The 24,917-nt window shown below is 68.1% G+C and carries 21 protein-coding genes; 12 read left to right on the top strand and 9 right to left on the bottom strand.

What is annotated here, in order from left to right; genetic code table 11:
- Positions 1–130: 130 nt before the first annotated feature.
- A complete protein-coding gene (gene hutI / locus ACJQWM_RS12120) occupies positions 131–1,357 on the bottom strand; it encodes an imidazolonepropionase (RefSeq protein WP_332705553.1) in 1,227 nt (408 codons plus the stop codon).
- Positions 1,358–1,542: 185 nt separating this feature from the next.
- Here hutI and ACJQWM_RS12115 point away from each other — a divergent pair, with 185 nt between their 5' ends.
- The gene (locus ACJQWM_RS12115; protein WP_332705550.1) at positions 1,543–2,886 is read left to right on the top strand and encodes a formimidoylglutamate deiminase; all 1,344 of its coding nucleotides are present in this window, start codon (positions 1,543–1,545) and stop codon (positions 2,884–2,886) included.
- A gap of 35 nt (positions 2,887–2,921) precedes the next feature.
- Here the strand turns inward: ACJQWM_RS12115 and ACJQWM_RS12110 are convergent, their stop codons facing one another.
- The 3 genes from ACJQWM_RS12110 to ACJQWM_RS12100 form a co-directional block, all read right to left on the bottom strand.
- Entirely contained in the window at positions 2,922–3,431 is a 510-nt protein-coding gene (locus ACJQWM_RS12110) for a methylated-DNA--[protein]-cysteine S-methyltransferase (RefSeq protein WP_332705546.1), read from the bottom strand.
- Positions 3,431–4,954 carry a DNA-3-methyladenine glycosylase 2 family protein gene (locus ACJQWM_RS12105; protein ID WP_411306859.1) on the bottom strand — a complete coding sequence of 508 codons (1,524 nt, stop codon included), beginning with the start codon at positions 4,952–4,954 and terminating at the stop codon, positions 3,431–3,433. Before ACJQWM_RS12105 ends, ACJQWM_RS12110 begins: the two co-directional genes overlap by 1 nt.
- Before the next feature lie 144 nt (positions 4,955–5,098).
- Entirely contained in the window at positions 5,099–6,376 is a 1,278-nt protein-coding gene (locus ACJQWM_RS12100) for an alkaline phosphatase family protein (RefSeq protein ID WP_332705540.1), read from the bottom strand.
- Positions 6,377–6,606: 230 nt separating this feature from the next.
- Between ACJQWM_RS12100 and ACJQWM_RS12095 the strand changes: the two genes are divergently transcribed.
- The 4 genes from ACJQWM_RS12095 (at position 6,607) to ACJQWM_RS12080 (ending at position 12,096) form a co-directional block, all read left to right on the top strand.
- A complete protein-coding gene (locus tag ACJQWM_RS12095; protein WP_330970364.1) occupies positions 6,607–6,954 on the top strand; it encodes a hypothetical protein in 348 nt (115 codons plus the stop codon).
- 386 nt (positions 6,955–7,340) lie between these two features.
- Complete coding sequence (gene hutU, locus ACJQWM_RS12090) at positions 7,341–9,005, top strand: urocanate hydratase (protein ID WP_332705536.1); 1,665 nt, start codon at positions 7,341–7,343, stop codon at positions 9,003–9,005.
- A gap of 547 nt (positions 9,006–9,552) precedes the next feature.
- Positions 9,553–11,010, top strand: a complete 1,458-nt coding sequence (locus tag ACJQWM_RS12085) for an MATE family efflux transporter (RefSeq protein WP_332705533.1) — start codon at positions 9,553–9,555, stop codon at positions 11,008–11,010.
- A gap of 261 nt (positions 11,011–11,271) precedes the next feature.
- Positions 11,272–12,096, top strand: coding sequence for a DUF2306 domain-containing protein (locus ACJQWM_RS12080; RefSeq protein WP_332705530.1), 825 nt, complete (start codon positions 11,272–11,274; stop codon positions 12,094–12,096).
- 152 nt (positions 12,097–12,248) lie between these two features.
- Here the strand turns inward: ACJQWM_RS12080 and ACJQWM_RS12075 are convergent, their stop codons facing one another.
- Complete coding sequence (locus tag ACJQWM_RS12075; RefSeq protein WP_332705527.1) at positions 12,249–12,656, bottom strand: MerR family transcriptional regulator; 408 nt, start codon at positions 12,654–12,656, stop codon at positions 12,249–12,251.
- Between the two features lie 86 nt (positions 12,657–12,742).
- On the opposite strand from ACJQWM_RS12075, the gene ACJQWM_RS12070 reads away from it, so the two are divergent.
- Positions 12,743–13,501 carry a MauE/DoxX family redox-associated membrane protein gene (locus ACJQWM_RS12070; protein WP_332705524.1) on the top strand — a complete coding sequence of 253 codons (759 nt, stop codon included), beginning with the start codon at positions 12,743–12,745 and terminating at the stop codon, positions 13,499–13,501.
- A 150-nt stretch (positions 13,502–13,651) separates the two neighbouring features.
- Positions 13,652–14,836 (top strand): alpha/beta hydrolase-fold protein, encoded by a 1,185-nt coding sequence (locus tag ACJQWM_RS12065; RefSeq protein WP_332705521.1) that lies wholly within the window; start codon positions 13,652–13,654, stop codon positions 14,834–14,836.
- 61 nt (positions 14,837–14,897) lie between these two features.
- Here ACJQWM_RS12065 and ACJQWM_RS12060 read toward each other — a convergent pair whose 3' ends face one another.
- Positions 14,898–15,263, bottom strand: coding sequence for a DUF1428 domain-containing protein (locus tag ACJQWM_RS12060; RefSeq protein WP_332705518.1), 366 nt, complete (start codon positions 15,261–15,263; stop codon positions 14,898–14,900).
- Positions 15,264–15,624: 361 nt separating this feature from the next.
- Between ACJQWM_RS12060 and ACJQWM_RS12055 the strand changes: the two genes are divergently transcribed.
- Together ACJQWM_RS12055 and ACJQWM_RS12050 are read left to right on the top strand one after the other, a co-directional pair.
- A complete protein-coding gene (locus ACJQWM_RS12055; protein ID WP_332705515.1) occupies positions 15,625–16,767 on the top strand; it encodes an AraC family transcriptional regulator in 1,143 nt (380 codons plus the stop codon).
- A gap of 59 nt (positions 16,768–16,826) precedes the next feature.
- Entirely contained in the window at positions 16,827–17,690 is an 864-nt protein-coding gene (locus ACJQWM_RS12050) for a CPBP family glutamic-type intramembrane protease (RefSeq protein WP_332705560.1), read from the top strand.
- 90 nt (positions 17,691–17,780) lie between these two features.
- Here ACJQWM_RS12050 and htpG read toward each other — a convergent pair whose 3' ends face one another.
- Both htpG and ACJQWM_RS12040 read right to left on the bottom strand, forming a co-directional pair.
- Positions 17,781–19,697 (bottom strand): molecular chaperone HtpG, encoded by a 1,917-nt coding sequence (gene htpG, locus ACJQWM_RS12045; RefSeq protein WP_332705512.1) that lies wholly within the window; start codon positions 19,695–19,697, stop codon positions 17,781–17,783.
- 166 nt (positions 19,698–19,863) lie between these two features.
- The gene (locus tag ACJQWM_RS12040; RefSeq protein WP_332705509.1) at positions 19,864–20,850 is read right to left on the bottom strand and encodes a glutathione S-transferase family protein; all 987 of its coding nucleotides are present in this window, start codon (positions 20,848–20,850) and stop codon (positions 19,864–19,866) included.
- Positions 20,851–21,074: 224 nt separating this feature from the next.
- Between ACJQWM_RS12040 and ACJQWM_RS12035 the strand changes: the two genes are divergently transcribed.
- The 3 genes from ACJQWM_RS12035 (at position 21,075) to ACJQWM_RS12025 (ending at position 23,807) form a co-directional block, all read left to right on the top strand.
- Positions 21,075–21,896 (top strand): DUF1206 domain-containing protein, encoded by an 822-nt coding sequence (locus tag ACJQWM_RS12035; RefSeq protein ID WP_332705506.1) that lies wholly within the window; start codon positions 21,075–21,077, stop codon positions 21,894–21,896.
- Positions 21,897–22,093: 197 nt separating this feature from the next.
- Positions 22,094–22,375, top strand: coding sequence for a hypothetical protein (locus ACJQWM_RS12030; RefSeq protein WP_332705502.1), 282 nt, complete (start codon positions 22,094–22,096; stop codon positions 22,373–22,375).
- Between the two features lie 226 nt (positions 22,376–22,601).
- Positions 22,602–23,807 (top strand): PQQ-dependent sugar dehydrogenase, encoded by a 1,206-nt coding sequence (locus ACJQWM_RS12025; protein ID WP_411306861.1) that lies wholly within the window; start codon positions 22,602–22,604, stop codon positions 23,805–23,807.
- A 326-nt stretch (positions 23,808–24,133) separates the two neighbouring features.
- Here the strand turns inward: ACJQWM_RS12025 and ACJQWM_RS12020 are convergent, their stop codons facing one another.
- A complete protein-coding gene (locus ACJQWM_RS12020) occupies positions 24,134–24,745 on the bottom strand; it encodes a flavodoxin family protein (protein WP_332705496.1) in 612 nt (203 codons plus the stop codon).
- Positions 24,746–24,917 lie beyond the last annotated feature (172 nt).

Here is a 24,917-nt window from a genome sequence, read left to right as displayed (position 1 = left end):
GGCCAGACGCTTGAATGAGCGACCACGCAAGACCTTGGGTTACGAGACACCGATCGAGCGATATCAACAAGCTGTTGCACTGACCGGTTGAAACCGCCGGCAAAAGCGGTCACGCCGTAGAGCAGCTTCGCTAGGCCCGCTGCTGGCCAGCGGCATATACGCCAGCGGCGAGCCTGCCACCGAGCCAGTAGCAAAGCTCGGCCGGATGCCCGATGTCCCACTGCACGAAATCCGCGCGCATGCCGACCCGCAATGCCCCGCGATCTTCCAGGCCGAGCGCGCGCGCCGCGTGCACGGTGGCGCCGCGCAGCGACTCCTCCGGGGTGAGCCTGAAATGGGTACAGGCCAGTTGCATTGCCTGGCGCAGCGACAGCAGCGGCGAGGTGCCGGGGTTGCAGTCGGTCGCGACCGCCATGGCCACGCCGTGCTCGCGGAATTGCTCCAGCGGCGGCAGCCGGGTTTCGCGCAACACGTGGAACGCCCCGGGCAGCAGCACCGCGACCGCGCCGCGCTCGGCCATTGCGCGTACGCCCGTTGTCGCGGTGTGTTCGACGTGGTCGGCCGAGAGCCCGCCGAAGTCCGCGACCAGCGCCGCACCGCCCAGATCGCTGAGCTGGTCGGCGTGCAGCTTGACTGGCAGATCGAGCGCGCGCGCGGCCTCGAACACGCGACGGGTCTGCGCCGGCGAGAAGCCGATGCCCTCGCAGAACGCATCGACCGCATCGACCAGCCCTTCCGCGTGCAGCCGCGGTAGCCACTCGATCACCGCATCGATGTAGTCGTCAGCGCGCCCGCTGAACTCCGGCGGCAGCGCGTGTGCGGCCAGATAGGTGGTGCGCACTTCGATGCCGAGTGTCTCGCCGACCTGCCGCGCTACCCGCAGCATCTTGCGCTCGTTGTCGTAATCCAGGCCGTAGCCTGACTTGATCTCCAGCGTGCTCGCGCCGTCGGCGATCAGTGCGCGCGCGCGCGACAGCGACTGGCGCAGCAGTTCGGTTTCGTCGGCGGCACGGGTGGCGCGCACGGTCGAGACAATGCCGCCGCCGGCACGTGCGATCTCCTCGTAACTTGCGCCCTGCAGTCGTTGCTCGAACTCGCGCGCGCGGTCGCCGGCGAACACCAGGTGGGTGTGGCAGTCGATCAGGCCCGGGGTGATCCAGCCGCCAGCTTCGATCACCTCGCGCGCCAGCGTCGCCGCCTCGCCGGGCAGGCCGTGGCGCGGCCCGACGTAGGTCAACCGGCCGTCGCGCCAGCCCAGGGCGGCATCATTGATCGCGCCATAGCCCTGCGGTGCATCCATGGTCGCCAGTGAGGCGCCGAGGATCAGGCCATCCCATTGCATGTCGTCTGTGTTCATTGCTGCATTGTAGGTTTGCAGCGCGGCTGCAGCGTGTTTGCGGGATCGATCCTCGCTGTAGGAGCGGGCCATGCCCGCGATTTGGAATCGTAGGGGAGCGATCGCGCCCATGGGGCGCTCCTACACGAATGCCGCGGGTTGCGGCCACGGTCGCCAACGCGCGGACGAGGCGCCACAATCGGGGTATGAGGACGATCCCAAACGCCAGGATCTGGCGCCCCGATGGCTGGCAGGACGGCGTCAGGCTCGAGGTCGACCCGCACGGCCGGATCGCGCGCGGCGGGCACGGCGGCACCACCGACCAGCGCGTGGTACCGGGCATCGCCAACCTGCATTCGCATGCGTTCCAACGCGCGATGGCCGGCATGGCCGAGCGCCAGACCGACGCCAACGATTCGTTCTGGACCTGGCGCGAGACGATGTACCGCTTCGCCGGGCGCTTCACCCCCGAGACGCTGCACGCGGTGGCCGCGCAGTTGTACGTGGAGATGCTCGAGGCCGGCTACACCAGCGTGTGCGAATTCCACTACCTGCACCACGCACTCGACGGCCGGCCATACGACGATCCCGCGGCGATGTCGCGCGCGCTGATCGAGGCCGCGCAGGAGACCGGCATCCGCCTGACCCTGCTGCCGGTGCTGTACATGAGCGGTGGCTTCGACGGGCGGGCACTCGGCGAGCGCCAGCGCCGCTTTGCCCACGACGTCGACAGCTACCTGCGCCTGCTCGATGTGCTGCGCGCCGACGCGCCCGGCACGCTGCGCATCGGCTGCGCTTTGCACAGCCTGCGCGCGGTCCCGGCCGACGCCATGCGCGTGGTGCTCGACGCGCTGTCGGCCGACAGCCGCGTGCACATCCACATTGCCGAGCAGACCGGCGAGGTCGACGACTGCATTGCGATGCGCGGCGCCCGACCGGTGCAGTGGCTGCTCGACAACGCCGACGTCGACGCGCGGTGGACTCTGGTGCATGCCACCCACCTGGTGGATGACGAGGTCCGCGGCATCGCCGGCAGCGGCGCGACCGTGGCGCTGTGCTCGACCACCGAGGCCAACCTCGGCGACGGCCTGTTCCCGTTGCGTGCGTACCTCGACGCCGGCGGCGCCTGGGGCATCGGCTCGGATTCGCAGATCTCGGTGTCGCCGGTGGAGGAACTGCGCTGGCTGGAATACGGCCAGCGCCTGACCACGCGCCGGCGCAATATCGCGGTGACCGAAGCATCGCCCAGCGTCGGCGAGACCCTGCTGCGCGGCGTCGCCAGGAGCGCGGCGGCATCGACCGGCCACGCGATCGGCACGCTCGCGGAGGGCGAGTCCGCCGACGCGCTGGTGCTGGACATCAACGCCGCGCAGTTTGCCGGCGCACGCGACAAGGACGCGCTCGACCGCTGGATATTCAGCGGCAACCGCAACCTGGTGCGCGAGGCCTGGGTGGATGGGCGCTGCGTGGTCGACGGCGGCCGGCATGTGCGCAGCGACGTGATCGCCACGCGCTTCGCCGCCGCCATGGAGCGGCTGCTGGCCGAGTAGGGTGGGCACATAAAGCGCGGCCGCCCTACGCTGCGTCAGCCGGCTCTCGCCGCAAACAGATCACCGCGCGGCCACGCGCCCTCAAGCGCCAGCAGGAACTGCTTGGTCGGCAGCCCGCCGCCGAAGCCGGTCAGGGAACCATCGGCGCCGATCACGCGGTGGCACGGCAGCACGATCGGCAGCGGGTTGCGGCTGTTGGCGGCGCCGACCGCGCGCATCGCCCGCGGCTTGCCGACCCGCGTGGCCAGCTGCGCATAGCTGATCGTCTCGCCGTAGGGGATGGACGCCAGCGTCTGCCAGACCTCGCGCTGGAACTGCGTGCCGCGGGGTGCCAGCGGCAGCTCGAAGCTGCGGCGCTGGCCGTCGAAATACTCGCCCAGTTGCGCGCGCGCGGGTACGAACGCGGGATGTTCGCCCTCGCGCCAGTCCTCGCCCCGGCGCGCCGGGTGCCGCGGGGTGTCGAACTCGATCAGGCGCAGACCGTCGTCGTCGGCGGCCAGCAGCAGCGGGCCGACCGGGCTGTGGATGTGGGTATAGGTGGTCATCAGGAGGTCCCTCGAATCGCGCTGGCGCGCCTGAGCGGCGCGGTGCACGCCGATTCGCTCCAGAGGTGGATCACCGCATAGGCGCGCCACGGCCGCCACGCTTCGGCGCGTGCGCCGAGCGCGCGCGTCGTCAGCGACACGCCGTCATCGCCGGCGGCGCGCCGCAGCACCAGGTCCTCGGCCGGGAATGCGTCGGGATGGCCGAGCGCGCGCATCGCGATGTAGTGCGCGGTCCACGGGCCGATGCCGGGCAGTGCGACCCAGCGTGCGGCGAAGTCCTCGAGCGTGCGCTCGTGGCGGAAGTCGACGCGACCATCGAGCAACGCCTGCGCGACGCTGCGGATAGTCTGCGCCCGCGCGCGGGTGAGGGCGATCAGCGCGAGATCGGCATCGACCAGCGCCTCGGGCGTGGGGAACAGGTACTCCAGGCCGGGTCCGAACGGCGTGGCAAGCGCGTGTCCGAACCGCTGCGCCAGCCGCGTCGCCAGGGTCCGGGCGGCGGCCACGCTGACCTGCTGGCCGAGGATCGCGCGCACCGCGATCTCGAAGCCGTGCCAGCCGCTCGGCAGCCGCAGGCCGGGGCGGCTGGCGAGCAACGGCCGCAGTTTCGGGTCGGCCGACAGCACCCGCGCGATCGCAACGGGATCGGCATCCAGGTCGAACATGCGCCGCAGCCGGTTGACGATGTCCAGCAGCCCGGTCGGCGCGGCGCCGTGCAGTTCCAGCTTGAGCGCGTGCGCATCACCGGGCCATGCGCTGACGCGCAGCCAGCCCGGCGCCGCGGCATCGCCGATGACGCGCGCGTAACTCGCCGCATCGACCACCTCCACCCCCGGCAGCGCGCGGCCGCGCAGAAAGTCCAGCATTGCGCTGAAGTCGTACGGCGGGCGGTAGCCGAGCCGCAGCGTCAGCGCATCGCCGGTCGGTGTCGGCGGCCGCCGGCGCAGCTCGCGCGGCGCCATCCGGTAGGCGTCCTTGAACGTGGTGTTGAAGCGGCGCAGGCTGCCGAAGCCCGCCGCCATCGCGATGTCGGTGATCGGCAGCGCGGTCTCGGTCAGCAGCTGCTTGGCGAACAGCAGGCGCCGGGTGCCGTGCACGCCGAGCGGCGCGGCGCCGAGGCGCTCGACGAACAGGCGCCGCAACTGCCGCTCGCCAAGGCCGACCCGCTCGGCCAGCGCAGCGATCGGGGCATCGGCCAGCGCGCCGTCTTCGATCAGCTTCAGCGCGCGCGCCACCGCCGCATCGCCGCGTCGCCAGGCGCCGTCGCCCGGCGACAGCTCCGGCCGGCAGCGCAGGCACGGCCGAAAACCGGCGGCTTCGGCCGCCGCCGCGTTGGCGTAGTAGGCGACGTTCTCGCGCCTGGGCCGCGGCGCCGGGCACACCGGCCGGCAGTAGATGCCGGTGCTGGACACTGCGGTGAAGAACAGGCCGTCAAAGCGTGCATCGCGGCTCAGCCGTGCCTGTTCGCAGACCGTCGGGTCGGGCACGGCGTGGCGAATGGCGGGGGCGGTAACGATCGGCATGGACGCAGGCTAGCACCGGTCCCGCGGTCAGACTCGCCGGATTCGGACATCAATGCCAGGGCTGCGGATCCCTCGGCGCTGGGTCGCGACTTACGTCGCTCCTACAGGGGAATTTCGGGTGGGGGATCGCGGCTGAAGCCGCTCCTACCCGGGGGCTTCGTCGCGCAGCGCTGCCAGGGCGTCGTCGTCGCCGTCGTGCGGTTCCGGCTCGATGCCCAGCAGCCGGGCCAGCAGCGGATACACGTCGACGTTGTCGAACGCCGGCAGCACGACACCGCGCCTGAACGCCGGTCCGTGCGCGATGAACAGCGCGCGCATCGAGGCCAGCGCCGGGTCAAAGCCGTGCGAGCCGCGGGTTCCGACCTGCGCGCGACGTTTGATTGAGGCGCGCGGCCGCGCATCCCAGCCCTCGTGCATCTGGCAGACGATCGGCGGCACCCGTGGGTGCTGGCCGTAGTGCCAGCGCGCCGGCAGTTCCGCCTTGCGCCAGCAGTCGTAGCGCTGGTGCGCGCCGAGCAACTGCGCCTCGGCCGCCTCGCTGCGCCCAGGCAGAGGGGCGAAGCCGAGCGACTGGCCATAGGTCACCGCCGTCGCATCGGCCGGATCGACCAGGTCCTCGAGCGCAACCGTGTGCCCCGGCGCGACGGCCGCCATGCCGTGGTCCGACACCACCACCAGGTTCACCGCGCCGCGCTGGCCGAGCTCGCCCAGGCCGTCGAGCAGGCGCCCGATCGCAGCATCGAGCCGGGCGATGGCGGCATGCGCCTCGGGCGAATCCGGGCCGTGCGGGTGTGCCGCCGAGTCCAGGTGTTCGAAGTACAGCGTCGCGAACGCCGGCCGGGTCGCCGCCGGTTCGGCCAGCCAGCCGAGCACGATGTCGACCCGTGCATCGATTGCCAGCGACGCATCGAACGGCCGCCAGCGGGTCGGCTGCACGCCCTGCACCGGCGCCTCGCTGCCGGGCCAGGACAGGGTCGCGGTGGCAAGCCCGGCGTTCTCGGCGCCGACCCAGATCGGCTCGCCGCCCCACCAGCGGCCGTCGCCGACCGCCTCGCGATTGCCGAGGCTGAACCGCCCCAGGTCGATATCGCGCATGGTGTTGTGGACGATGCCGTGCCGGTCCGGGTGTAGCCCGGTCACGATGGTGTAGTGGTTGGGGAACGTCAGTGTCGGGTAGGCCGGTTCCATCCACTCGGCACGCACGCCGGTCGCGGCGAGGCGCGCGAGGTTAGGGGTGATCCCCAGCTCGAGGTAGTCGGCGCGGAAGCCGTCCAGCGACACTAGCAGCACCGGCGCGGAGGGCGTCGGAATCGGGGTCGGGGCCGGGGTCGAGGCCTGCCCGGGCGCTGCCGGCGGTCGGCTGGCGCAGGCGATGAGGGACAGGGCGAGCAGGGCCGCGAAGGCCTTGGGAATCAGGGGCATGAGCGGATCATAGCGGGCGGAGATTGCAGTATGACTTTAGCTGCGAGCCGTGCGCCGCCGGTTTGCCGATGCTGCCGGCCCCGTGGCGCAGCAGCCCGCGTTGGCCTGTATCCGCGCAAAAACCCATGCCGGCGCGCCTGACGCTGCCCTAAATACCTCATCGGAGATAGCGGTGACCACCGCCCCGGCGGAGTATCGTGGTGTCGTGCCCCATCGCCCGAGGTGACGCCATGAAACGTCTGTTGATTGCCAGCCTGCTCGGCTCGTTCGCGTTCGCCGCTGCGGCCCAGAGCACCACCGCCGCCGATGTAGATGCGCAGGCGCGGGTCGAAACCGAAACTGCCACGGCCGATGCCACGGTCGAGCTGGACACCCGTGCCGAGCTGCAGCAGGACGTCGATCGCGACTGCATCCGCTACACCGGCTCGCGCATCACCTCCCGCATCACCGCGCGCAGGACCGACGAGACCGATTGCGTGATCGCCCACGGCCGCGTCTACACCCGCGAGGACCTGGACCGCACCGGCGAGATCAATATTGTCGACGCCCTGCGCCGGCTGGATCCCTCGATCCGCTGATCATCGGCAGCACCGCCGCACGACGAAACGCCCGGCCCCGCGCCGGGTGTTTCCATGTCCTTAGTAGGAGCGGATTCAGCCGCGAACCAAAACCGGTTTCCCCAGCCTGCCCCTGAGCACCCCGACCCGCGGTGGTAGAGCCGAGCTTGCTCGGCTGCCTGGTGGCCAGACCGAAGAGCAGCCGAGCAAGCTCGGCTCTACGCCCGGTCGCAGCCGCTCCTGCAGGAGGTCACCGCGTGACTTTCGCGATGCCGCGGCAACCAATGTCCCATCGCGGCTAAAGCCGCTCCTGCAAGAACGCCGGCGCTTGCGCGAAACGCTGCGGAAGGCTCCACCGGCAAACCCCTGCGATAATCGCCCGCTTCGCCACTGCAACAGGGCCTGCCATGTCCTCCCGCATCGACCCCTCGCGCGTCATCCGCGCCCCGCGGGGTAGCCAGCTCACCTGCAAGTCGTGGCTGACCGAAGCCGCCTACCGGATGATCCAGAACAACCTGGATGCCGAAGTGGCCGAGGACCCGACCGCGCTAGTGGTCTACGGCGGCATCGGCCGCGCTGCGCGCGACTGGGCATCCTATGACGCGATCCTGAATTCGCTGAAGACCCTCGACAGCGACGAGACCCTGCTGGTGCAGTCGGGCAAGCCGGTCGGCATCTTTCGCACGCACAGCGACGCCCCGCGCGTGCTGATCGCCAATTCCAACCTGGTGCCGGCGTGGGCGACCTGGGAGCACTTCCACGAGCTCGATCGCAAGGGCCTGATGATGTACGGCCAGATGACCGCCGGCAGCTGGATCTACATCGGCAGCCAGGGCATCGTGCAGGGCACGTACGAGACCTTCGTCGAGATGGGCCGCCAGCACTACGGCGGCGATCTCACCGGCCGCTGGATCCTCACCGCCGGCCTCGGCGGCATGGGCGGCGCGCAGCCGCTGGCCGCCAGCCTGGCCGGCGCGTGCAGCCTCAACATTGAATGCCGGCAGAACCGCATCGACATGCGCCTGCGCACCCGTTACGTCGACGAGCAAGCCAGCGACCTGGACGACGCGCTCGCCCGCATCGAGCGCTACACGCAGGCCGGCGAAGCCAAGTCGATCGCGCTGCTCGGCAACGCCGCCGAAATCCTGCCGCAACTGGTCGAGCGCGGTGTGCGCCCTGACGCCGTCACCGACCAGACCAGCGCGCACGATCCCGTGCACGGCTACCTGCCGACCGGCTGGACGGTGGAGCAATGGCTCACCGAGCAGAAGTCCAGCCCCGAGCGCGTCCGCGACGAAGCCAAGAAATCCATGCGCGTGCACGTCGAGGCGATGCTCGCGTTCCAGAAGCAGGGCATCCCGACTTTCGACTACGGCAACAACATTCGCCAGATGGCCAAGGACGAGGGTTGCAGCAACGCGTTCGACTTCCCCGGCTTCGTGCCCGCCTACGTGCGGCCGCTGTTCTGCCGCGGCATCGGCCCGTTCCGCTGGGTTGCGCTCAGTGGCGACCCCGAGGACATCTACAAGACCGACGCCAAGGTCAAGCAGCTGATCCCCGACGATCCGCACCTGCACCGCTGGCTCGACATGGCGCGCGAGCGCATCGACTTCCAGGGCCTGCCCGCGCGCATCTGCTGGATCGGCCTGGGCCTGCGCGACAAGCTCGGCCTGGCGTTCAACGAGATGGTCCGCAATGGCGAGCTCAAGGCGCCGGTGGTGATCGGCCGCGACCATCTGGACAGCGGCAGCGTCGCGTCACCGAACCGCGAAACCGAAGCGATGCGCGACGGCAGCGATGCGGTGTCCGACTGGCCGCTGCTCAACGCGATGCTCAACGTCGCCGGCGGCGCGACCTGGGTATCGCTGCACCATGGCGGCGGCGTCGGCATGGGCTACTCGCAACACAGCGGAGTAGTGATCGTCTGCGACGGCAGCGAGGCAGCCGACAAGCGCATCGCCCGCGTGCTGTGGAACGACCCCGGCACCGGCGTGATGCGTCATGCGGATGCGGGGTATGAGATTGCGATGGAGTGTGCGAATGAGCAAAAGCTGAAACTGCCAATGCTGTAGCGGCCGGCAGCACAAACCGACCCGCGCGGGAACGCCCGGACAGGCACCTGCCGCATTCAGCCGTGTTGCTGTCCCGGTCGTCCGTCCAGCCGGCCGAGCAGACTTTTGGCGGGCGCCTTCAGCGTCTGATGGCGAGAGGATCGCGTTGCGCTGGTAAGTCGGCTCCCATGGGGCACGCTCGTGGTCGATCGGCTCAGTGATGTCGGCCAGCCGAACTGTTCGGTCGGCAGATCGGACCGACTTCGACAATGCCCGGCGCAGACGTGGGTGCTGCAGTTACCGTCCAAACAGGGAGCCAGAGTACGTTTGGCGAGCTATCGGAAAGTGATGAGTGATCGGTATCGGAGGCGGTCCGCGCGCCTGCCGGATCGGCTCCGGTTCCCGGCGCGCACGGCCGGCCCTGCCGACGCCGCGCTACGACGGCCGCCCTACGGCGGCTGTCGTGATCGTGTCGATTCCGGTATCGCCCGTTCGTCGTACTCCTGAGTCGGTATGACGCGAATCTCGTCCTACCGTTCCTCTGTCCAGCCAACGACGGACCTCCAAGATGAGCACCGAACCGCATCCCACCCTCGAAGCCGTGGCCGGTACCGCAGCGGCCATAGCGGCCGCCCCACCGGCGCCTTCGCTCTGGTCCGAACTGCGCGAGGCGATCCGCGGCACCGGCGCTGACTACACGCAAATCCCGCTGCGGCGCGCGGTGTTCCTGCTCGCGGTGCCGATGGTGCTAGAACTGGTGCTGGAGTCGACGTTCGCGGTGGTGGACATCTTCTTCGTCGCCAAGCTCGGGGCATCGGCGGTGGCGACGGTCGGGCTGACCGAGAGCTACCTGTTCCTGCTGTATGCAATCGCGATGGGGCTGGCGATGGCGGTGACAGCGGTGGTCGCCCGCCGCATCGGCGAGCACAAGCGCGCGGAGGCCGCGGTCACGGCGGTGCAGGCGATCTGGATCGCGGTGCTGGTGTCGGCGCCGTTCGCGCTCGTCGGCATCGTTTTCGCGCAGGACCTGCTGCGGCTGATGGGCGCCGATGCGTGGACGCTGGAGCACGGCTACCGCTACATGCAGTGGATGCTCGGCGGCAACGCCGTGATCATGCTGCTGTTCGTGATCAACGCGATCTTCCGCGGCGCCGGCGACGCGGCCGCCGCGATGCGCGTGTTGTGGGTCGCCAATGGACTGAACATCGTGCTCGACCCGATGCTGATCTTCGGCATCGGCCCGATCCCGGCGATGGGCATCGAGGGTGCGGCCATCGCCACCAACATCGGCCGCGGCGTGGGCGTGCTGATGCAGCTGTGGATCCTGTTCCGCGGCGGCCAGCACATCCGCGTGCTGCGCGCGCAGCTCGCGCTGCATGGCGCGACGATGCTCGGCATTGTGCGCACCTCGCTCGGCGGCATCGGCCAGATGATCGTCGCGATGACCTCGTGGATCTTCCTGATGCGCATCCTCGCGAGCATCGGCAGCGAGGCGGTCGCCGGGGCGACGATCGCGATCCGCATCATGATGTTCACGATGATGCCGGCCTGGGGCATGTCGAATGCGGCAGCGACGCTGGTCGGCCAGAACCTCGGCGCCGAGCAGCCGCGCCGCGCCGAGGCCTCGGTGTGGCGGATCGGCTGGTACAACATGGCCTACATGCTCGCCGTGTCGGTGGTGTTCTTGCTGATCCCGGCGCGGCTGGTCGGATTGTTCAGTCCCGATCCCGGAGTGATCGCGATCGGTGCCGAATGGCTGCGGATCCTGTCGTACTCGTTCTTCGTCTACGGCTGGTGGATGGTCGCGGTGCAGGCGTTCAACGGCGCCGGCGACACGATGACGCCGACCAAGATCAACCTGGTGTTCTTCTGGCTGATCCAGATCCCGCTGGCGTGGCTGCTCGCCGTCCACCTGGACTGGCAGGCGTCGGGCGTGTTCTGGGGCGTGTTCGTCTCGGAGACCTCGGTGGGGCTGTTCACCCTGTGGCTGTTCGCGCGTGGCGGGTGGAAGACGATGAAGGTGTAGGGCGGGTTTTTTAACCCGCCGGCCTCGAGGCTGTCCGATCGAATGGCGGCATCAGCCGACTTCAAGAGTGCGTCGACGACCGCCACCCGTCACGGATGTGCATCTACCGACGCGCCTGGGCCGGAACGACACCTTCGTGTGTGGACAAGACAAAGGTCATGGCGCCCTTAGGCACATGGCCCGGCTTCGCGGCCCCGGCATGATCGGCCGGCAACGGATCGGCGCTGCGTCGGCGGTTTTCACTACAGGATAGGAACAGGGATGGCCATCGAGGCAACGACGGTTGGGTTTGCTCGAAACTCAGCGGCAGACACCGTGCTGCGGGTATCGGCCCGGCTCTGGTTCGGGGTGGCCGTGGCCGGGCAAGTGATTTTCGCCAGCTACATCATCGCCTTCTACGGCGGTGCGTTGGCGCTGGGCAACCTGGAGGCCTGGAACCAGGTGCTTCCGAACGGCTACGTGGCCGGGGCCACCGTGGGCAACGTGGTCGTCGGCCTGCATGTGCTGCTGGCCGCCATCATCACCCTGGGTGGGCCGCTGCAATTGGTGCCCGCGGTTCGCGCCAAAGCGCCGGTCTTCCATCGCTGGAATGGACGCGTCTACCTGCTCACCGCCGTCGTGGTCAGCGTGACCGGCCTGTTCATGGTGTTGACCCGCGGCGCGGTCGGCGGCACCGTCCAGCACCTCAGCATCAGCTTCAATGCCGTGCTGATCCTGGTCTGCGCCGCGATGGCCGTGCGCTACGCGCTGGCGCGGGATTTCCGCACGCACCGCCGCTGGGCACTGCGGCTGTTCCTGGTGGTGAGCGGCGTGTGGTTCTTCCGGGTCGGTCTGATGTTCTGGATCGGGATCAATGGCGGCCCGGTGGGCTTTGATCCTTCGAGTTTCGAAGGGCCGGCCCTCATCGTCCTCGGGGTGGGTCAGTACCTGCTGCCTTTGGGCGTGCTGGAGCTTTACCTGCGCGCGCAGGATAAGCCCGGTGGCGCCGACAAGTACGCGGTATCCGCATTGCTGGGGGTGCTGACTTTGGCGATGGCCATCGGTATTGCGGTGGCGACGATGGGGATGTGGTTGCCGCGCATGTGAATTCGGGCGGCTCCGCGGGCCGGATGTGGAGAGGCGCCGTAGGACGAGGTAAGCCGAAGGCGCGTCGCATCGTTCGCGGAGCCTCGCATCGATACCGGCAGCACGTTCCCGATCGATGCGGTTAGCTTTTGCTCAACGCACCTACGAAGGTGTCAACGTGGGTCGAACGCATCGAGGATCGGGCACGGCCCTGCGTCGGGGGCGCCGCAGCGGCCGGCCAGCCGCGACAGCGCGTTGCGGGCGCGCTGCAGATCGTCGATCTTCGCGTCGAGCGCGGCGACTCGCTGTGTCGCGAGCACGTGCACGCGGCTGCGGTCGCGGGTCGCGTCGAGATCGAGCAACTCGCCGATTTCGTCGAGGGTGAAGCCGGCGACCTGCGCGGCGCGGATGAAGCGCAGGCGGCGCAGGTCGCCCTCGCCGTAGCGGCGCATCCCGGCGCGGGCCTCGCCGCTCGAAGGTCGAGGCGGCGCCTGCAGCAGCCCGCGGCGCTGGTAGTAGCGGATGGTTTCCACGCCGACGCCGCCTTGCTTGGCGAGCGCCGAGATCGACATGCCGATCATGCTTGACTCCGTACCCTGGTACGGAATGTATATAGGTCCGGTCCCGCTTCTGACAAGCGCTCCCGGACAAATCATGGAGTCATGAAATGAACGCAATCACCGGCAAACAAGCGACCGTGAATCGCATGGTCATGGACACGCACGTCTGTCCGTACGGCATCAAGGCCGTGGATCTGCTTCGCCGCAAGGGCTACACGGTCGACGACCAATGGCTGAGAACGCGCGAGCAGACCGATGCGTTCAAGGCCGAGCACGACGTCAAGACCACGCCGCAGGTGTTCATCGACGGCCAGCGCATCGGCGGCTACGACGATCTGCGCCGGCATGTCGGCCTGAAGGTGCGCGACCCCAACGCGACGACCTACCGCCCGGTCATCGCGCTGTTCGTGATGACCGCGCTGATGGCCGCGGCCGCGAGCTACGCGGTGTTCGATACCGTGCTGACGGTGCGCGCGGCCGAGTGGTTCATCGCGATCAGCATGTGCGTGCTGGCGATCCTCAAACTGCAGGACATCGAGTCGTTCTCCAGCATGTTCCTTGGCTACGACCTGCTGGCGCGGCGCTGGGTGCCGTACTCGTACATCTATCCGTTCGCCGAAGCGCTGGCCGGCGTGCTGATGCTGGCCGGTGCTCTGACTTGGCTGTCGGTGCCTGTGGCGCTGTTCATCGGCGGCATCGGTGCGGTGTCGGTGTTCAAGGCGGTTTACATCGACAAGCGCGACATCAAGTGCGCCTGCGTCGGCGGCAACAGCAAGGTGCCGCTCGGCTTCGTGTCGCTGACCGAGAACCTGATGATGGTCGGCATGGCGCTGTGGATGCTGACCGGCGCAAGCGGGCACGCGTAGGGCGGGGTTCAAGCCGTCGGTACTCGAGACCCGTCGGGGCGCGCGAGCTCGCCGTATTGCCGCTATCGTGCGGCAGGGTGAATGTTTCGGGGCTTGAGTCCGAGCCGTAGGGCCGCATGTCAGCTCACGCCATCAAGAGAAGGGAATGCCATGACCTGCCGCAGATTGATGCTGTTCTTGCTGCTGTGCCTGCTGCTCGTGTTCTGCGTCAACGGATTTGCCGGTACGGGTGTGCCGATCGTGATCGGCGAATCGCGGCAGCTGCATTCGGTGGTGCTCGACGAGGATCGCACCTACCAGGTGTTCCTGCCCGACAGCTACGCCTGGGCGCAGGGCCGGCACTATCCGGTGTTGTACGTGCTCGACGGCAAGTCGCATTACGCGCATACCGCTGCCTCGGTCGACTATCTCGCCGCGCAGGGCGAGATTCCCGAGATGATCGTCGTTGCGGTCGCCAGCACCAACCGCGTGCGCGACTTCACCCAGACCGACTGGGCGAGCCATTGGGTGGGCGGAGGTGGTGCCGACAACTTCATGCGCTTCCTGTCCAGCGAGTTGATCCCCGAGGTCGAGCGAAGCTACCGCACCGATGGCTTCCGCATCCTCTCCGGGCATTCCGCCGGCGGGCAATTCGCGCTGCATGGGCTGACCTCCGAGCCCACCCTGTTCAAGGCGTACTTCGCGCTGAGTCCAAGCTTGAACTGGGATGACCGTTTGCCGCAGCGCTCATTGCAACAGGCGTTGCGAGCCACGGGATCGTTGTCGGCCTTCCTGTACGTCGCGCGCTCGGATGATGCCGGTCAGGCGCTGGCGGATTACGAGGCGCTGGTGGCGACACTGCGCGACGACTCGCCGCATGGGTTCCGCTGGCACGCCCAGGCATTCCCCGAGGAAACCCATGGCGGCATGCCGTTGCTGGCACAGATCGATGCGCTGCGTTCGCTCTACGCGGGCTACCACGTTCACAACGATCAGCTTGGAGAAGGGCTGGCGGCAATCGAGCAACGCTACCGCAAGGTTTCCGAGGCAATGAATTGGCCGATGGCCGTTCCCGAAGATGTGATCAACCGGCTCGGCTACGTCGCCCTGGGCGAGGGTAGAACCGGCGACGCGATCGCCTTGTTCAGACGCAACGTTGACGCCAGCCCTGAGTCGGCCAATGCCTGGGACAGCCTCGCCGACGGATACGCGGCGTCGGAACAGTGGTCCGACGCCGCGCACGCCGCCGAGCAAAGCCTGGCCCTGGCCACGCGCTACGAGCTGCCGAACCACGAGTACTTCGCGGGGCAGCTGAAGAAAATGCAGGGATACCTGCAACAGCCGCCGGCAGACTGAAGTTCCCGGTCGCAGCCCTCGCGCGTGCCGATGCAGCGTCGGCACGCGCGACCCGCGGACGTCAGGCCGTCGAGCCCAGTTCCACCACCGGCGCGAAGCCGCCGAAGATCATGCGCGCGCCGTCGAACGGCATCGGGTTGGCCTTCGGGTCCATGCGCGGGTCTTCCATCATCTTCTTGAAGCCGGCGTCGCGGGTCGCCTTGTCGGGCCACTCGACCCAGGAGAACACGACGGTCTCGTCGTCCCTGGCCTGGACGGCGCGCTGGAAGTCGGTCTGCTTGCCGGCCGGGACCTCGTCGCCCCAGCACTCCAGGACACGGGTTGCGCCGTACTCCATGAACACCGGGTCGAAGGTGTTGGCGTGATCGATGAACTTCTGCTTGTCGGCGGTGGGGACGGCGATGACGAAACCATCGATGTAGGACATGGGGTGTCTCCTGTTGGTGTCGAGGGGTACTGGACCGGGCAGGACCATCGGGGCGAGTTTTCCAGGGCCCCGAGGTGAGCACCGACCACATAGGGGCCCGTCGCGGCGGCCGCGTGCGCTCCGGTGCATCAATATGCCGGTCCTGACAAAGGCGACAAACGGGCGCGCCGGAAATTTACACGCACCGTCGCGGCGTTCAGTTTTTTGCAACGGCAAAGGTGAACCGCTGGGCGCTCTCCTCTCACGCAGGTGCCTGGGAGAATCTCCACGGAGATAATCGCGCCATGGGGCCCTGGTATCGTCGGTGATAGGTTGACGCGAGCCGCCGGACGCAGTGTCCCAGGCCAAAGGCAAATAGCCCATGCAAGAACTCGACGTAGTCCTCCGCGTGGCGGCCGCCACGCTGTTGCTGGTGCTCGCGCTGCTTCTCGCCCGCGACGCATGGCGTCACCGGATCGTCTGGTTCTTTGTCCCCTTCGCGCTGGGTCTGTGCGGGTTCCTTGCCGGCAATACGCCCGATGCAGGCTTGACGCTCTCGGGCGGTCCGGCCGCGCTGGCTGGCCTGCTCAGTGGGAACGCCGCGGTATTCCTGTGGTGGTTCTGCCTGGCCCTCTTCGACGATGACTTCCGGCCGGGACCGCTTGCGCTAGGCATCGGCGGCACCTGGTTCATCATCGCGCTCCTCGATCGCGGCATCCTTGATTCCGGCTTCCCAGGGACCGGCCTGTCCTGGGTGCTGGTCGGCATGGGCGTGGCCATGGTCGGCCACCTCGCCTATCGCCTGCTGCGCGACCTGGAGGGCGACCTGGTGGAGGCGCGTCGAAGCGCTCGCTCAAATCTCGTCGCTGCGGTCGCGATGCTCCTGTTGCTGGACCTGGGCGTGGACGTTGTCCTTGGCTTCGACTGGAAGCCGCAGTGGTTCACCGTCGCGCAGAATGCCGCCATCCTGCTGGTCGCCGCACGGTTGACCGGCTGGCTGCTGCGGGGCGATGCCAGCGTTCTGACCTTCCGATCCGCGGGCGCGGCCGCCGTGGCGCCGGCGGGCGTCCCGGCCCCCGCGCCGCGACAGACCGGAAGCGCACCAGACCCGCGGCTACTGTGCCGCCTGAACGAGCTGATGGTGGCCGAGCGCATTCACCGTGATCCCGACCTGACCTTCGCCGCGTTCGTGGCGCGGATGGGCGCGCCGGAGGCTGAGGTGCGGCGGCTGGTCAATCAGCAGCTCGGGGCCCGCCACTTCCGCAGTTTCCTCAACGCACACCGCGTCGAGGAGGCGCGAGCGGCGCTTGCCGACCCGGCAAGAGCGAACGACAAGATGGTGGCGATCGCGTTCGACGCCGGATTCGCCTCGCTCGCCTCGTTCAACCGCGCCTTCAAACTGGCCGAAGGGCAGGCGCCGACCGGGTATCGAGCCGATGTGCTCCGGATCGACCGGTCCCGTGACGAGAGGGTGGATCCGGACGGCTCTCCAGAAGCGGAGCAGCGACTCAGAACCGGGTTTTGAGGAACGATCGTCGGGGTATTGAGCGGCATCCGGCACCGGCGCCGACTAGAGTGCTGCGCATGAACAGCCCTGCACCTTTGCCTTCCGCTTTGCGCCGTCCGCCACGCTGGCTGGTCACCGTGCTCACGATCGGTGCGTTCCTGCTGCTCGACCGGTTCCACCTGGACCTGTTCCGCGACGTCGCGGGCGACTGGGAGGGCTACCGGCGGCTCGCTGCACTGGCGGTGCTCGGATACGGCGCGCAGTTGCTCGTGCCGCTCGGATTGGGTGCAGTGCTGTTGGGGCCGAGGTGCGCGCTGGCATCGCTGGGCCTGGACCGTTCGATCCTGACCGGGCTCGCCGTCGGCCTGGCGGGCACATCGGTGTTGCTGGTCGGCTACGCCGCCATCGCGGCGTTTGCGCCGCCGGACCAGGCGCTCTACGTAGTGATGCGCGGCTCCGTTCTGCCCGGTATCGGCGAGGAGGTTCTGTATCGCGCGTTCCTGTTCGGATTCCTGTTCCGCTTCGCCGGCTGGGGTTTCCTGCCGGCTGCTCTGGCGGGGGCGGCATTTTTCGGCGCGGCACACCTGTACCAGGGAGAAGGTATGGCCGACGCGGCGGCGATTTTCGCGATCACCGCCCTCGGTGCGGTCTGGTTCGCGTGGCTGTACGCCGAGTGGGATTTCAACATCTGGGTACCCGCCGCATTCCACGTATTGATGAACATGTATTGGGAGCTGTTCGCCATTTCCGATACGGCGCTTGGGCCGCTGGCGGCGAATGTCCTGCGCTTTGCGGTGATCCTGCTGTCGGTGATCATCACCGTGCTCGCTGCCCGCCGGCGCAGCGGTAGGCTTGTCCACGGCTGGGTGTGGCTATGGGGTGGACCGGGATACGGTCGGGGGGCAGAGGTAGGAACAAGCGCCTGCGAACGGAGCAAGTAGGATGGGTTGACCCCGGACTTGATCCGGGGGATACCCATCGACCCCGAGTCAGCATGGGTATCGCCTTCGGCTCAACCCATCCTACGACTACTACGCCCCCGTCAGCACCCGATTCATCCGCTGCACGAACGCGGCTGGGTCCGCCAGCGGCGCACCGGCCGAAATTTCGGCCTGCTCCAGCAGCAGCAAGGCCAAGTCCTTCGACTTGTCCTCGTCGGCTTCCGCCTCGACCCGCTTGAGCAGGGCGTGCTGCGGGTTGATCTCCAGCGTCGGCTTGCTGTCGGGCGTCTCCTGGCCGGCTTCGCGCAGCAGCCGGGCGAAGTGCGGGGCCATGTCGAAGTCGGCCAGGGCCAGGCAGGACGGCGAGTCGGTCAGGCGTGCGGACACGCGCACGTCGCCGACGCGGTCGCCGAGCAGGGCCTTGAGTTTTTCCAGCAGCGGGCCGGCGGCCTGGGTCGCCTCGTCCTGCTTGGCCTTGTCGGCCTCGTCCAGCGGCAACTCGCCCTTGGCGACGTTCTGCAGCTTCTTGCCGTCGTATTCGCGCAGCGAGCCGAGCATCCACTCGTCGATGCGGTCCGACATCAGCAGCACCTCGATGTCCTTGGCCTTGAATGCCTCCAGCTGCGGGCTGCCGGATGCGGCGGCATGGCTGTCGGCGGTGATGTACCAGATCGTGTCCTGGCCATCGCGCATGCGGCCAATGTAGTCGTCCAGCGAGACCGTCTGCTTGGCGCCATCGCCCGGTGCCGATGAAGTGCCGGTGGACGCAAAACGCAACAGCTTGGCGATGCGCTCGCGGTTGCCGGCGTCCTCGCCGATGCCTTCCTTGAGCGTATTGCCGAAGGCCTTGTAGAAGGTGGCGAACTTCGCGGGCTCGTCGCGCGCGAGTTTCTCGATCAGGTCGAGCACGCGCTTGACGCAACTGGTCTTGATGCGGTCGAGCTGGCGGTTCTGCTGCAGCAGTTCGCGGCTGACGTTGAGCGGCAGGTCGTCGGCATCGATCACCCCGCGCACGAAGCGCAGATAATTGGGCAGCAGCTCCTCGGCGGCGTCCATCACGAACACGCGCTTGATGTAGAGCTTTAGTCCCTTGCGCTCGTCGCGGCCGCCCATCATCAGATCGAACGGCGGCTGCGACGGCAGGTACAGCAGGGTGGTGAAGCTCTGGTTGCCCTCGACCCGGTTGTGCGACCACACCAATGCATCGTTGAAGTCGTGGCCGAGCGACTTGTAGAACGCCTGGTAGTCCTCATCGGAGATTTCCGACTTGGGCCGGGTCCACAGCGCGGACGCGGCGTTGACCGTGTCCCATTCTCCGGCCGGCGCCTCGTCATCGTTCGCGCGATCGGCCTGCTTCTGCATGCGGATCGGGAACGCGACGTGCTCGGAATAGCGGTGGATCAGCGAGCGCAGCTGCCAGTCGGCGAGGAACTCGTCCTCGTCGGGCTTGAGCTGCAGCACCACGGTGGTGCCGCGCTCGGTCAGCTCGACCGGCTGGAGGGTGTACTCGCCGCGGCCGTCGCTCTCCCACTTCACGCCTTCGCCGGCCGGTGCGTCGGCGTGGCGGGTCAGCACGGTGACCCGTTCGGCGACCACGAAGGCGGAATAGAAGCCCACACCGAACTGCCCGATCAGCCGCGCGTCGGCCTTGTGCTCGCTGGCCATCGCCTCCAGGAAGCGGCGCGTGCCGGAGCTGGCGATGGTGCCGATGTTGGCCACCACTTCATCGCGGGTCATGCCGATGCCGTTGTCGCGCACGGTGACCGTGCGCGCGTCCTTGTCCCAGCTGACGTCGATGTGCAGCTCGCCGCCGCCGGCCATCAGCTCGGGCTTGGCGATCGCCTCGAAGCGCAGCTTGTCGCAGGCATCGGATGCGTTGGAAACCAGTTCCCGCAGGAAGATTTCCTTGTGCGAGTACAGCGAGTGCGTGACCAGGTGCAGGACCTGGGCTACCTCGGCTTCGAACGGGCGGGTTTCGGCTTCGCGGGTGTCGGTGCTTGCATTCATACGTGTGGCCTGGTGCCGCGGGGGCATGAGAAGGGGGTCGGTGGACTATGGGTCTGGCGCGCGCGAATTCAAGCCAGGCGGCTCGAGCAGGCCGGCTATCGGCTGGACGTGCGCCCCTCTAGCGGGGGGGCGCCGGGTCGGTATCGTCACTGCGCACCGGTGTCGATCATTGCGGCGCCGCGCGATCACGCCCGTGCGGGGCTTCCAGATCCAGCAGCGGTCCCTTGGGGACGATGCCGTTCGGATTGATCGTGTCGTGGCTGCGGTAGTAGTGCTGCTTGATGTGCTGGAAATCCACCGTCGCCGCGACCCCTGGGCACTGGTACAGCTCGCGGGTGAAGCCCGACAGGTTGGAGTAGTCGGCAATGCGCCGCAGGTTGCATTTGAAATGGCCGTGGTAGACCGGGTCGAACCGCAGCAGGGTGGTGAACAGCCGCCAGTCGGCCTCGGTCAGGCGCTCGCCGACCAGGTAGCGCTGGCCGCCCAAACGCTGCTCGATATCGTCGAGCGCCTCGAACAACGCGGTGACCTCGCGCTCGTATACCGACTGTTCGGTGGCGAAGCCTGCCTTGTACACGCCGTTGTTGATGTGGTCGTAGACCACCGCGTTTATCTCGTCGATCTGCGGCAGCAGTTCGACGGGTGAATAGTCGCCGGGGCGGGCACCGATGCCATCGAAAGCCGAGTTCAGCATCCGGATGATCTCGGCCGACTCGTTGCTGACGATGGTGTTGCGCTCGCGGTCCCACAGCACCGGTACCGTGACCCGGCCGCTGTAGTCGGGCCTGGCGCGCTGGTAGACCTGATAGAGGAACTGCGCCCCGTCGACCGGGTCGGCGATGACGCCCGGCGCGGGCTCGAAGGTCCAGCCGTTGCCGGCCATGTACGGATTGACCACCGACACGCTGATCATGTCCTCCAGCCCCTTCAGCGCGCGGAAGATCAGGGTGCGGTGCGCCCACGGGCAGGCCAGCGAGACGTAAAGGTGGTAGCGCCCGTGCTCGGCCTTGAAGCCGTCTTCGCCGCTGGGTCCGGCGCTGCCATCGGCGGTGATCCAGTGGCGGAACTGGGCCTGGCTGCGGACGAACTTGCCGCCGGTGCTCGATGTGTCATACCACTGGTCGACCCAGCGGCCTTCAATCAACAGGCCCATCGCGTTGTCCTCGGTTCCGGTGCGCGGCTGTGTGCACAACTCCAGCCGCGGCTTGCGTGCGCGGTTGCGACACGCGAATGACCATGATGGCCCGCGGCACGTCAGCGTCACGTGTCGTCCCCGCCCGCACCGGCGTAGGCGCTCCGCCCGGCACCGGTGCCAGTTCACTTTCCGCCCACGCAGGGTCTGCGAGAACTGGTGCCCCTTCAGGCGACAGGCAAGTCATGAACCAGAGCATCGGCAATGCCGGCTCCGATGCAGCCCATGAAGTGGCTGCGTGGGTGCCGCCGCTGGCACGCCTGGGCTACGCCGCCAAGGGCGTGGTCTATGGACTGGTCGGAGGCATCGCGATCCGGGCCGGGCTCGCATCGGGAGATGCCGAGGGCGCATCCGGCGCGCTGGGTTCGCTGACCGACGCGCAGGGCGGCCGGCTGATGCTGCTGCTGATCGCGCTCGGCCTGCTGGCCCATGTGCTCTGGCGGGCGGTGCAGGCGCTGCTCGATCCCGAGCATGCCGGGGTCGATGGCAAGCGGATCGCCATGAGGTTGTTCTACGCGCTCAGCGGCCTGGTGTACGGATCGCTGGCGTACACCGCCTGGCAGCTGAGCCAGGGCCAAGCCAATGGCAACGGCAGTGGCAACGGCCAGGAGGTGTGGGTGGCGCGGCTGCTGGAGCAGCCGCTGGGCACCTGGCTGGTGATGATCGGCGGTGTCGGCGTGATGGCCTACGGCGCCCACCAGCTGTTCAAGGCCTGGCGTGGCGACGTCAACCGCCGCATGGCGCCGCCCGGGCAGGAGGTATCGCGCGGGGTGCGGCTGGTCGGGCGCGTCGGCACCGCGGCGCGCGGCGTGGTGCTGCTGCCGATCGGCTGGTTCGTGTTCGGCGCCGGCCGTCACTACCGCGCGTCGGAGGCTGCCGATACCGGCGAGGTGCTGCAGATGCTGGACGCCACCGGACTGCTGGCGGCGGTCGGCATCGGGCTGCTGGCCTACGGCCTGCACCAGGTCGCCAAAGCGATATACCGGCGGATCGCGCCGCCGGGTTGACCGACCGCGTGTCCTGCTACTCCCGCGAAAAAAGACCATCGGCCCTTCATCCGGCCTGCACATCGAGCTCACCTGACTTGAACTTCTGGTGCGCGACACTCAAGGCGGGACACTCCTCCAGGGCCACCTGCGGGAGATTTTCCTTCCTTACTCATGCGCCAATCCCGTCCTCATAGGCAACTTCCGGAGTCGAAAACATGAAAAACATTAGCGGAAACACCAAAGCACTCGCCTTTGCACTCACGGCGGTATTTGCGCTCGCCGCATGTGACGTCGACCAGACCGAGGAAGGCGCGTTGCCGGAGGTCGATGTGGAGGCGCAGGGTGGCGAGATGCCTGCCTATGACGTGGAAACGGCCGATGTCGAGGTCGGCACCAGGCCGGCGGAGGTCCAGGTGCCGGAGGTCGACGTCACAATGCCCGATGAGCAGCATGATGCCGAGGCAGAGGAACTCGACCCTGCCGACAACGAGCACTGACCGACGCCAGAACCGTAGCGCCGGCGCTGATCAGCGTCGGCGGCGCCCTAATGCCGGCGGCGCCTAAGGAGGGGCCGCCGCGCACGGCCTTCCCTGCCGCGTGAGCACCGCGCGGATGCCAGGCTCTATAACCGGGTTGTCGATGCGATTGTTGCCACATGTAGCACTGACTGTCTCCACCGGCATCCTGCTGGTGGCGGCGGTCGGCGCTTCGTGGCCGCTTCGGATGCAGGCGCAAGGCAGCGCCGCAGCGGCGGTTCGACAGCCGGCTGCGACGGCTTTGCACGTTGCACCGGTGGATGCGCCGCAGCTCGCGCCGCCTGCCAGCGCGCCGCCGCCGGCCGGATACGAGATCGGCACCGGTGGCCCCCATCCGGCGCAGGCCGAACCGGAGCAGCCATTCGTATTCACCGAGGTCGCGCGCCTCGACCAGCCTTGGGCGATGACGTTCATCCCCGACGGTCGCCTGCTGATCACCTTGAAGGGCGGCCGGCTGAAGCTGGTGGACCCGGCCGATGGCCAAATCGGTGACATCATCGGCGTGCCCGAAGTCGCCTACGGCGGCCAGGGCGGACTCGGCGATGTGGTGCTGCACCCGCAGTTCCGGAGCAATCGCTACGTCTATTTCAGCTACGCCGAAGCCGGCTCGGGCGACACGCGCGGGGCAGTGGTTGCGCGCGCGCGGTTGATCCTTGACGCCGGTGTCGGCGGCCATCTGTCGGACGTGGAAGTCATCTGGCGCCAGCTGAAGGTCACCGGCCACGCCCACTACAGCCATCGCATCGCGTTCGGCGGCGACGGCAGCTTGTGGATCAGCTCCGGCGACCGGCAGAAACTCGATCCGGCGCAGGACCTGCAGTCCACGCTCGGCAAGACCTTGCGCCTGAATACCGACGGCAGCTCGCCGGCCGACAATCCCTTCCATGCGCAGGGCGGCCTGGCGACCCAGGTCTGGTCGCTGGGGCACCGCAACGTGCTGGGCATGGCGTTCGACGTGCAGGGCCGGTTGTGGCAGAACGAGATGGGACCGGCCGGCGGGGACGAGCTCAACCTGATCGAGCGCGGCGGCAACTACGGCTGGCCGATCGTCTCCAACGGCGACCACTACGACGGGACATCGATCCCCGATCACGACACGCGTCCGGAGTTCAACGCCCCCGCGACGTGGTGGACGCCCGTGATCGCGCCCTCGGGCTTTATCATCTACACCGGCTCGCGCTTTCCGTTCTTCTACGGTGACGGCTTCATCGGGGGGCTGCAGTCGCAGGGACTGGTCCGGGTCCGCTTCGAGGCGACCGGAGCGCGCGAGGTGAAGCGTTATCCGTTGGGGCGGCGGATCCGCGAGCTCGAGCAGGGTCCCGGCGGCGCCATCTGGGTGCTTGAAGACGGCAATGACGCGCGCCTGCTCAGACTGACCCCGGTGCGGTTGTAGGTCCGACGAGCACTGGGTTCAGTCCTCCAGAAAGCTGGACGGAAGTGCCTTTGTAGGAGCGGCTCTCAGCCGCGACCTGTACATCGGGACCAGCTCCGGTTACCGCTGGCATCCTGCGACAGAACCGTTTTAACGCGCTGCCGAAAGCTCGCGGCTGAAGCCGCTCCTACAGATGATGGTCAGCAGCCGGTCGATGGGCCGAAGGAACTAGGGCTGTGGCCGTAGCCACGCGCACTGTTTTACGGGAGAGGCCTGGTCGCTGCCCGACAAGGCGGATAGAACAGGTCAGGCGTTTCCGGCGGTGCACCGGTAGGCCCGCTAGCCCGCTAGCCGACGCCGGGATAGGTCTGCTGCTTGAGCAGGCCAGCCAGGTGGGTGGCATTGGAGGCCAGCATCTTGATCGTGCTGGCGACCTTGTCCGGCGTCTTGTCGAGGTCCTTGAAGTCGGTGCTGTGCATGGCCTCACCGACCCAGTAGACCGCGCCGGCCGCCGGGATGGTGAAGCCGACGTCCGCCAGCGCCTGGTACAGCTCGGCGCAGACGTGGTGGGCGCCGTCTTCGTTGCCGACCACGCATACCGCCGCGACCCGGCCGTAGCTGGGATAGCGGCTGCGGTCGTCGGTCTCGCCGAGGAAGGCGTCCATGCGTTCGAGCACCCGCTTGCAGACGCTGGACGGCTGGCCCAGCCAGATCGGCGTGGCCAGCACGAAGATATCCGACGCCAGCACGCGCTGGCGCAGCATCGGCCAGGCGTCGCCCGCGCCTTCGTCGCTGCGCACCCCGGGCTTGATGTCATGGTCGACCGCGCGGTCGCTGGCGGTGCGGGCACCGTGGCCGGCGATCGCCTGCAGCACCTGGTCGAGCATCTTCTGGGTCGACGACTCGGCCGGCCCACCCTTGAGCGTGCAGTTCAGCCCGTAGGCGCTCAGGTCCAGCATCGATGCTCCTTGGTAGCGGTGCGTGGCGCACCGGGGACCATGATGCGCAGTGCGATGTGGAGGCGAGGTGGTGTCGCTCCGCGCTGGTGCGTCCGGTGGTGACGGTGATCGCCCGGCTCGCTGGCGCCGGCGGCCGGTGGGGCGGCTGCGACGCGGGCCGTGCCGCGCGCCT

Origin of the sequence: Novilysobacter longmucuonensis (assembly GCF_046600735.1) — a bacterium.
Lineage (GTDB): Bacteria > Pseudomonadota > Gammaproteobacteria > Xanthomonadales > Xanthomonadaceae > Novilysobacter_A > Novilysobacter_A longmucuonensis.
The sequence above is the reverse complement of the archived record's forward strand: the minus strand, read 5'-3'. Positions and strand labels throughout refer to the sequence as shown.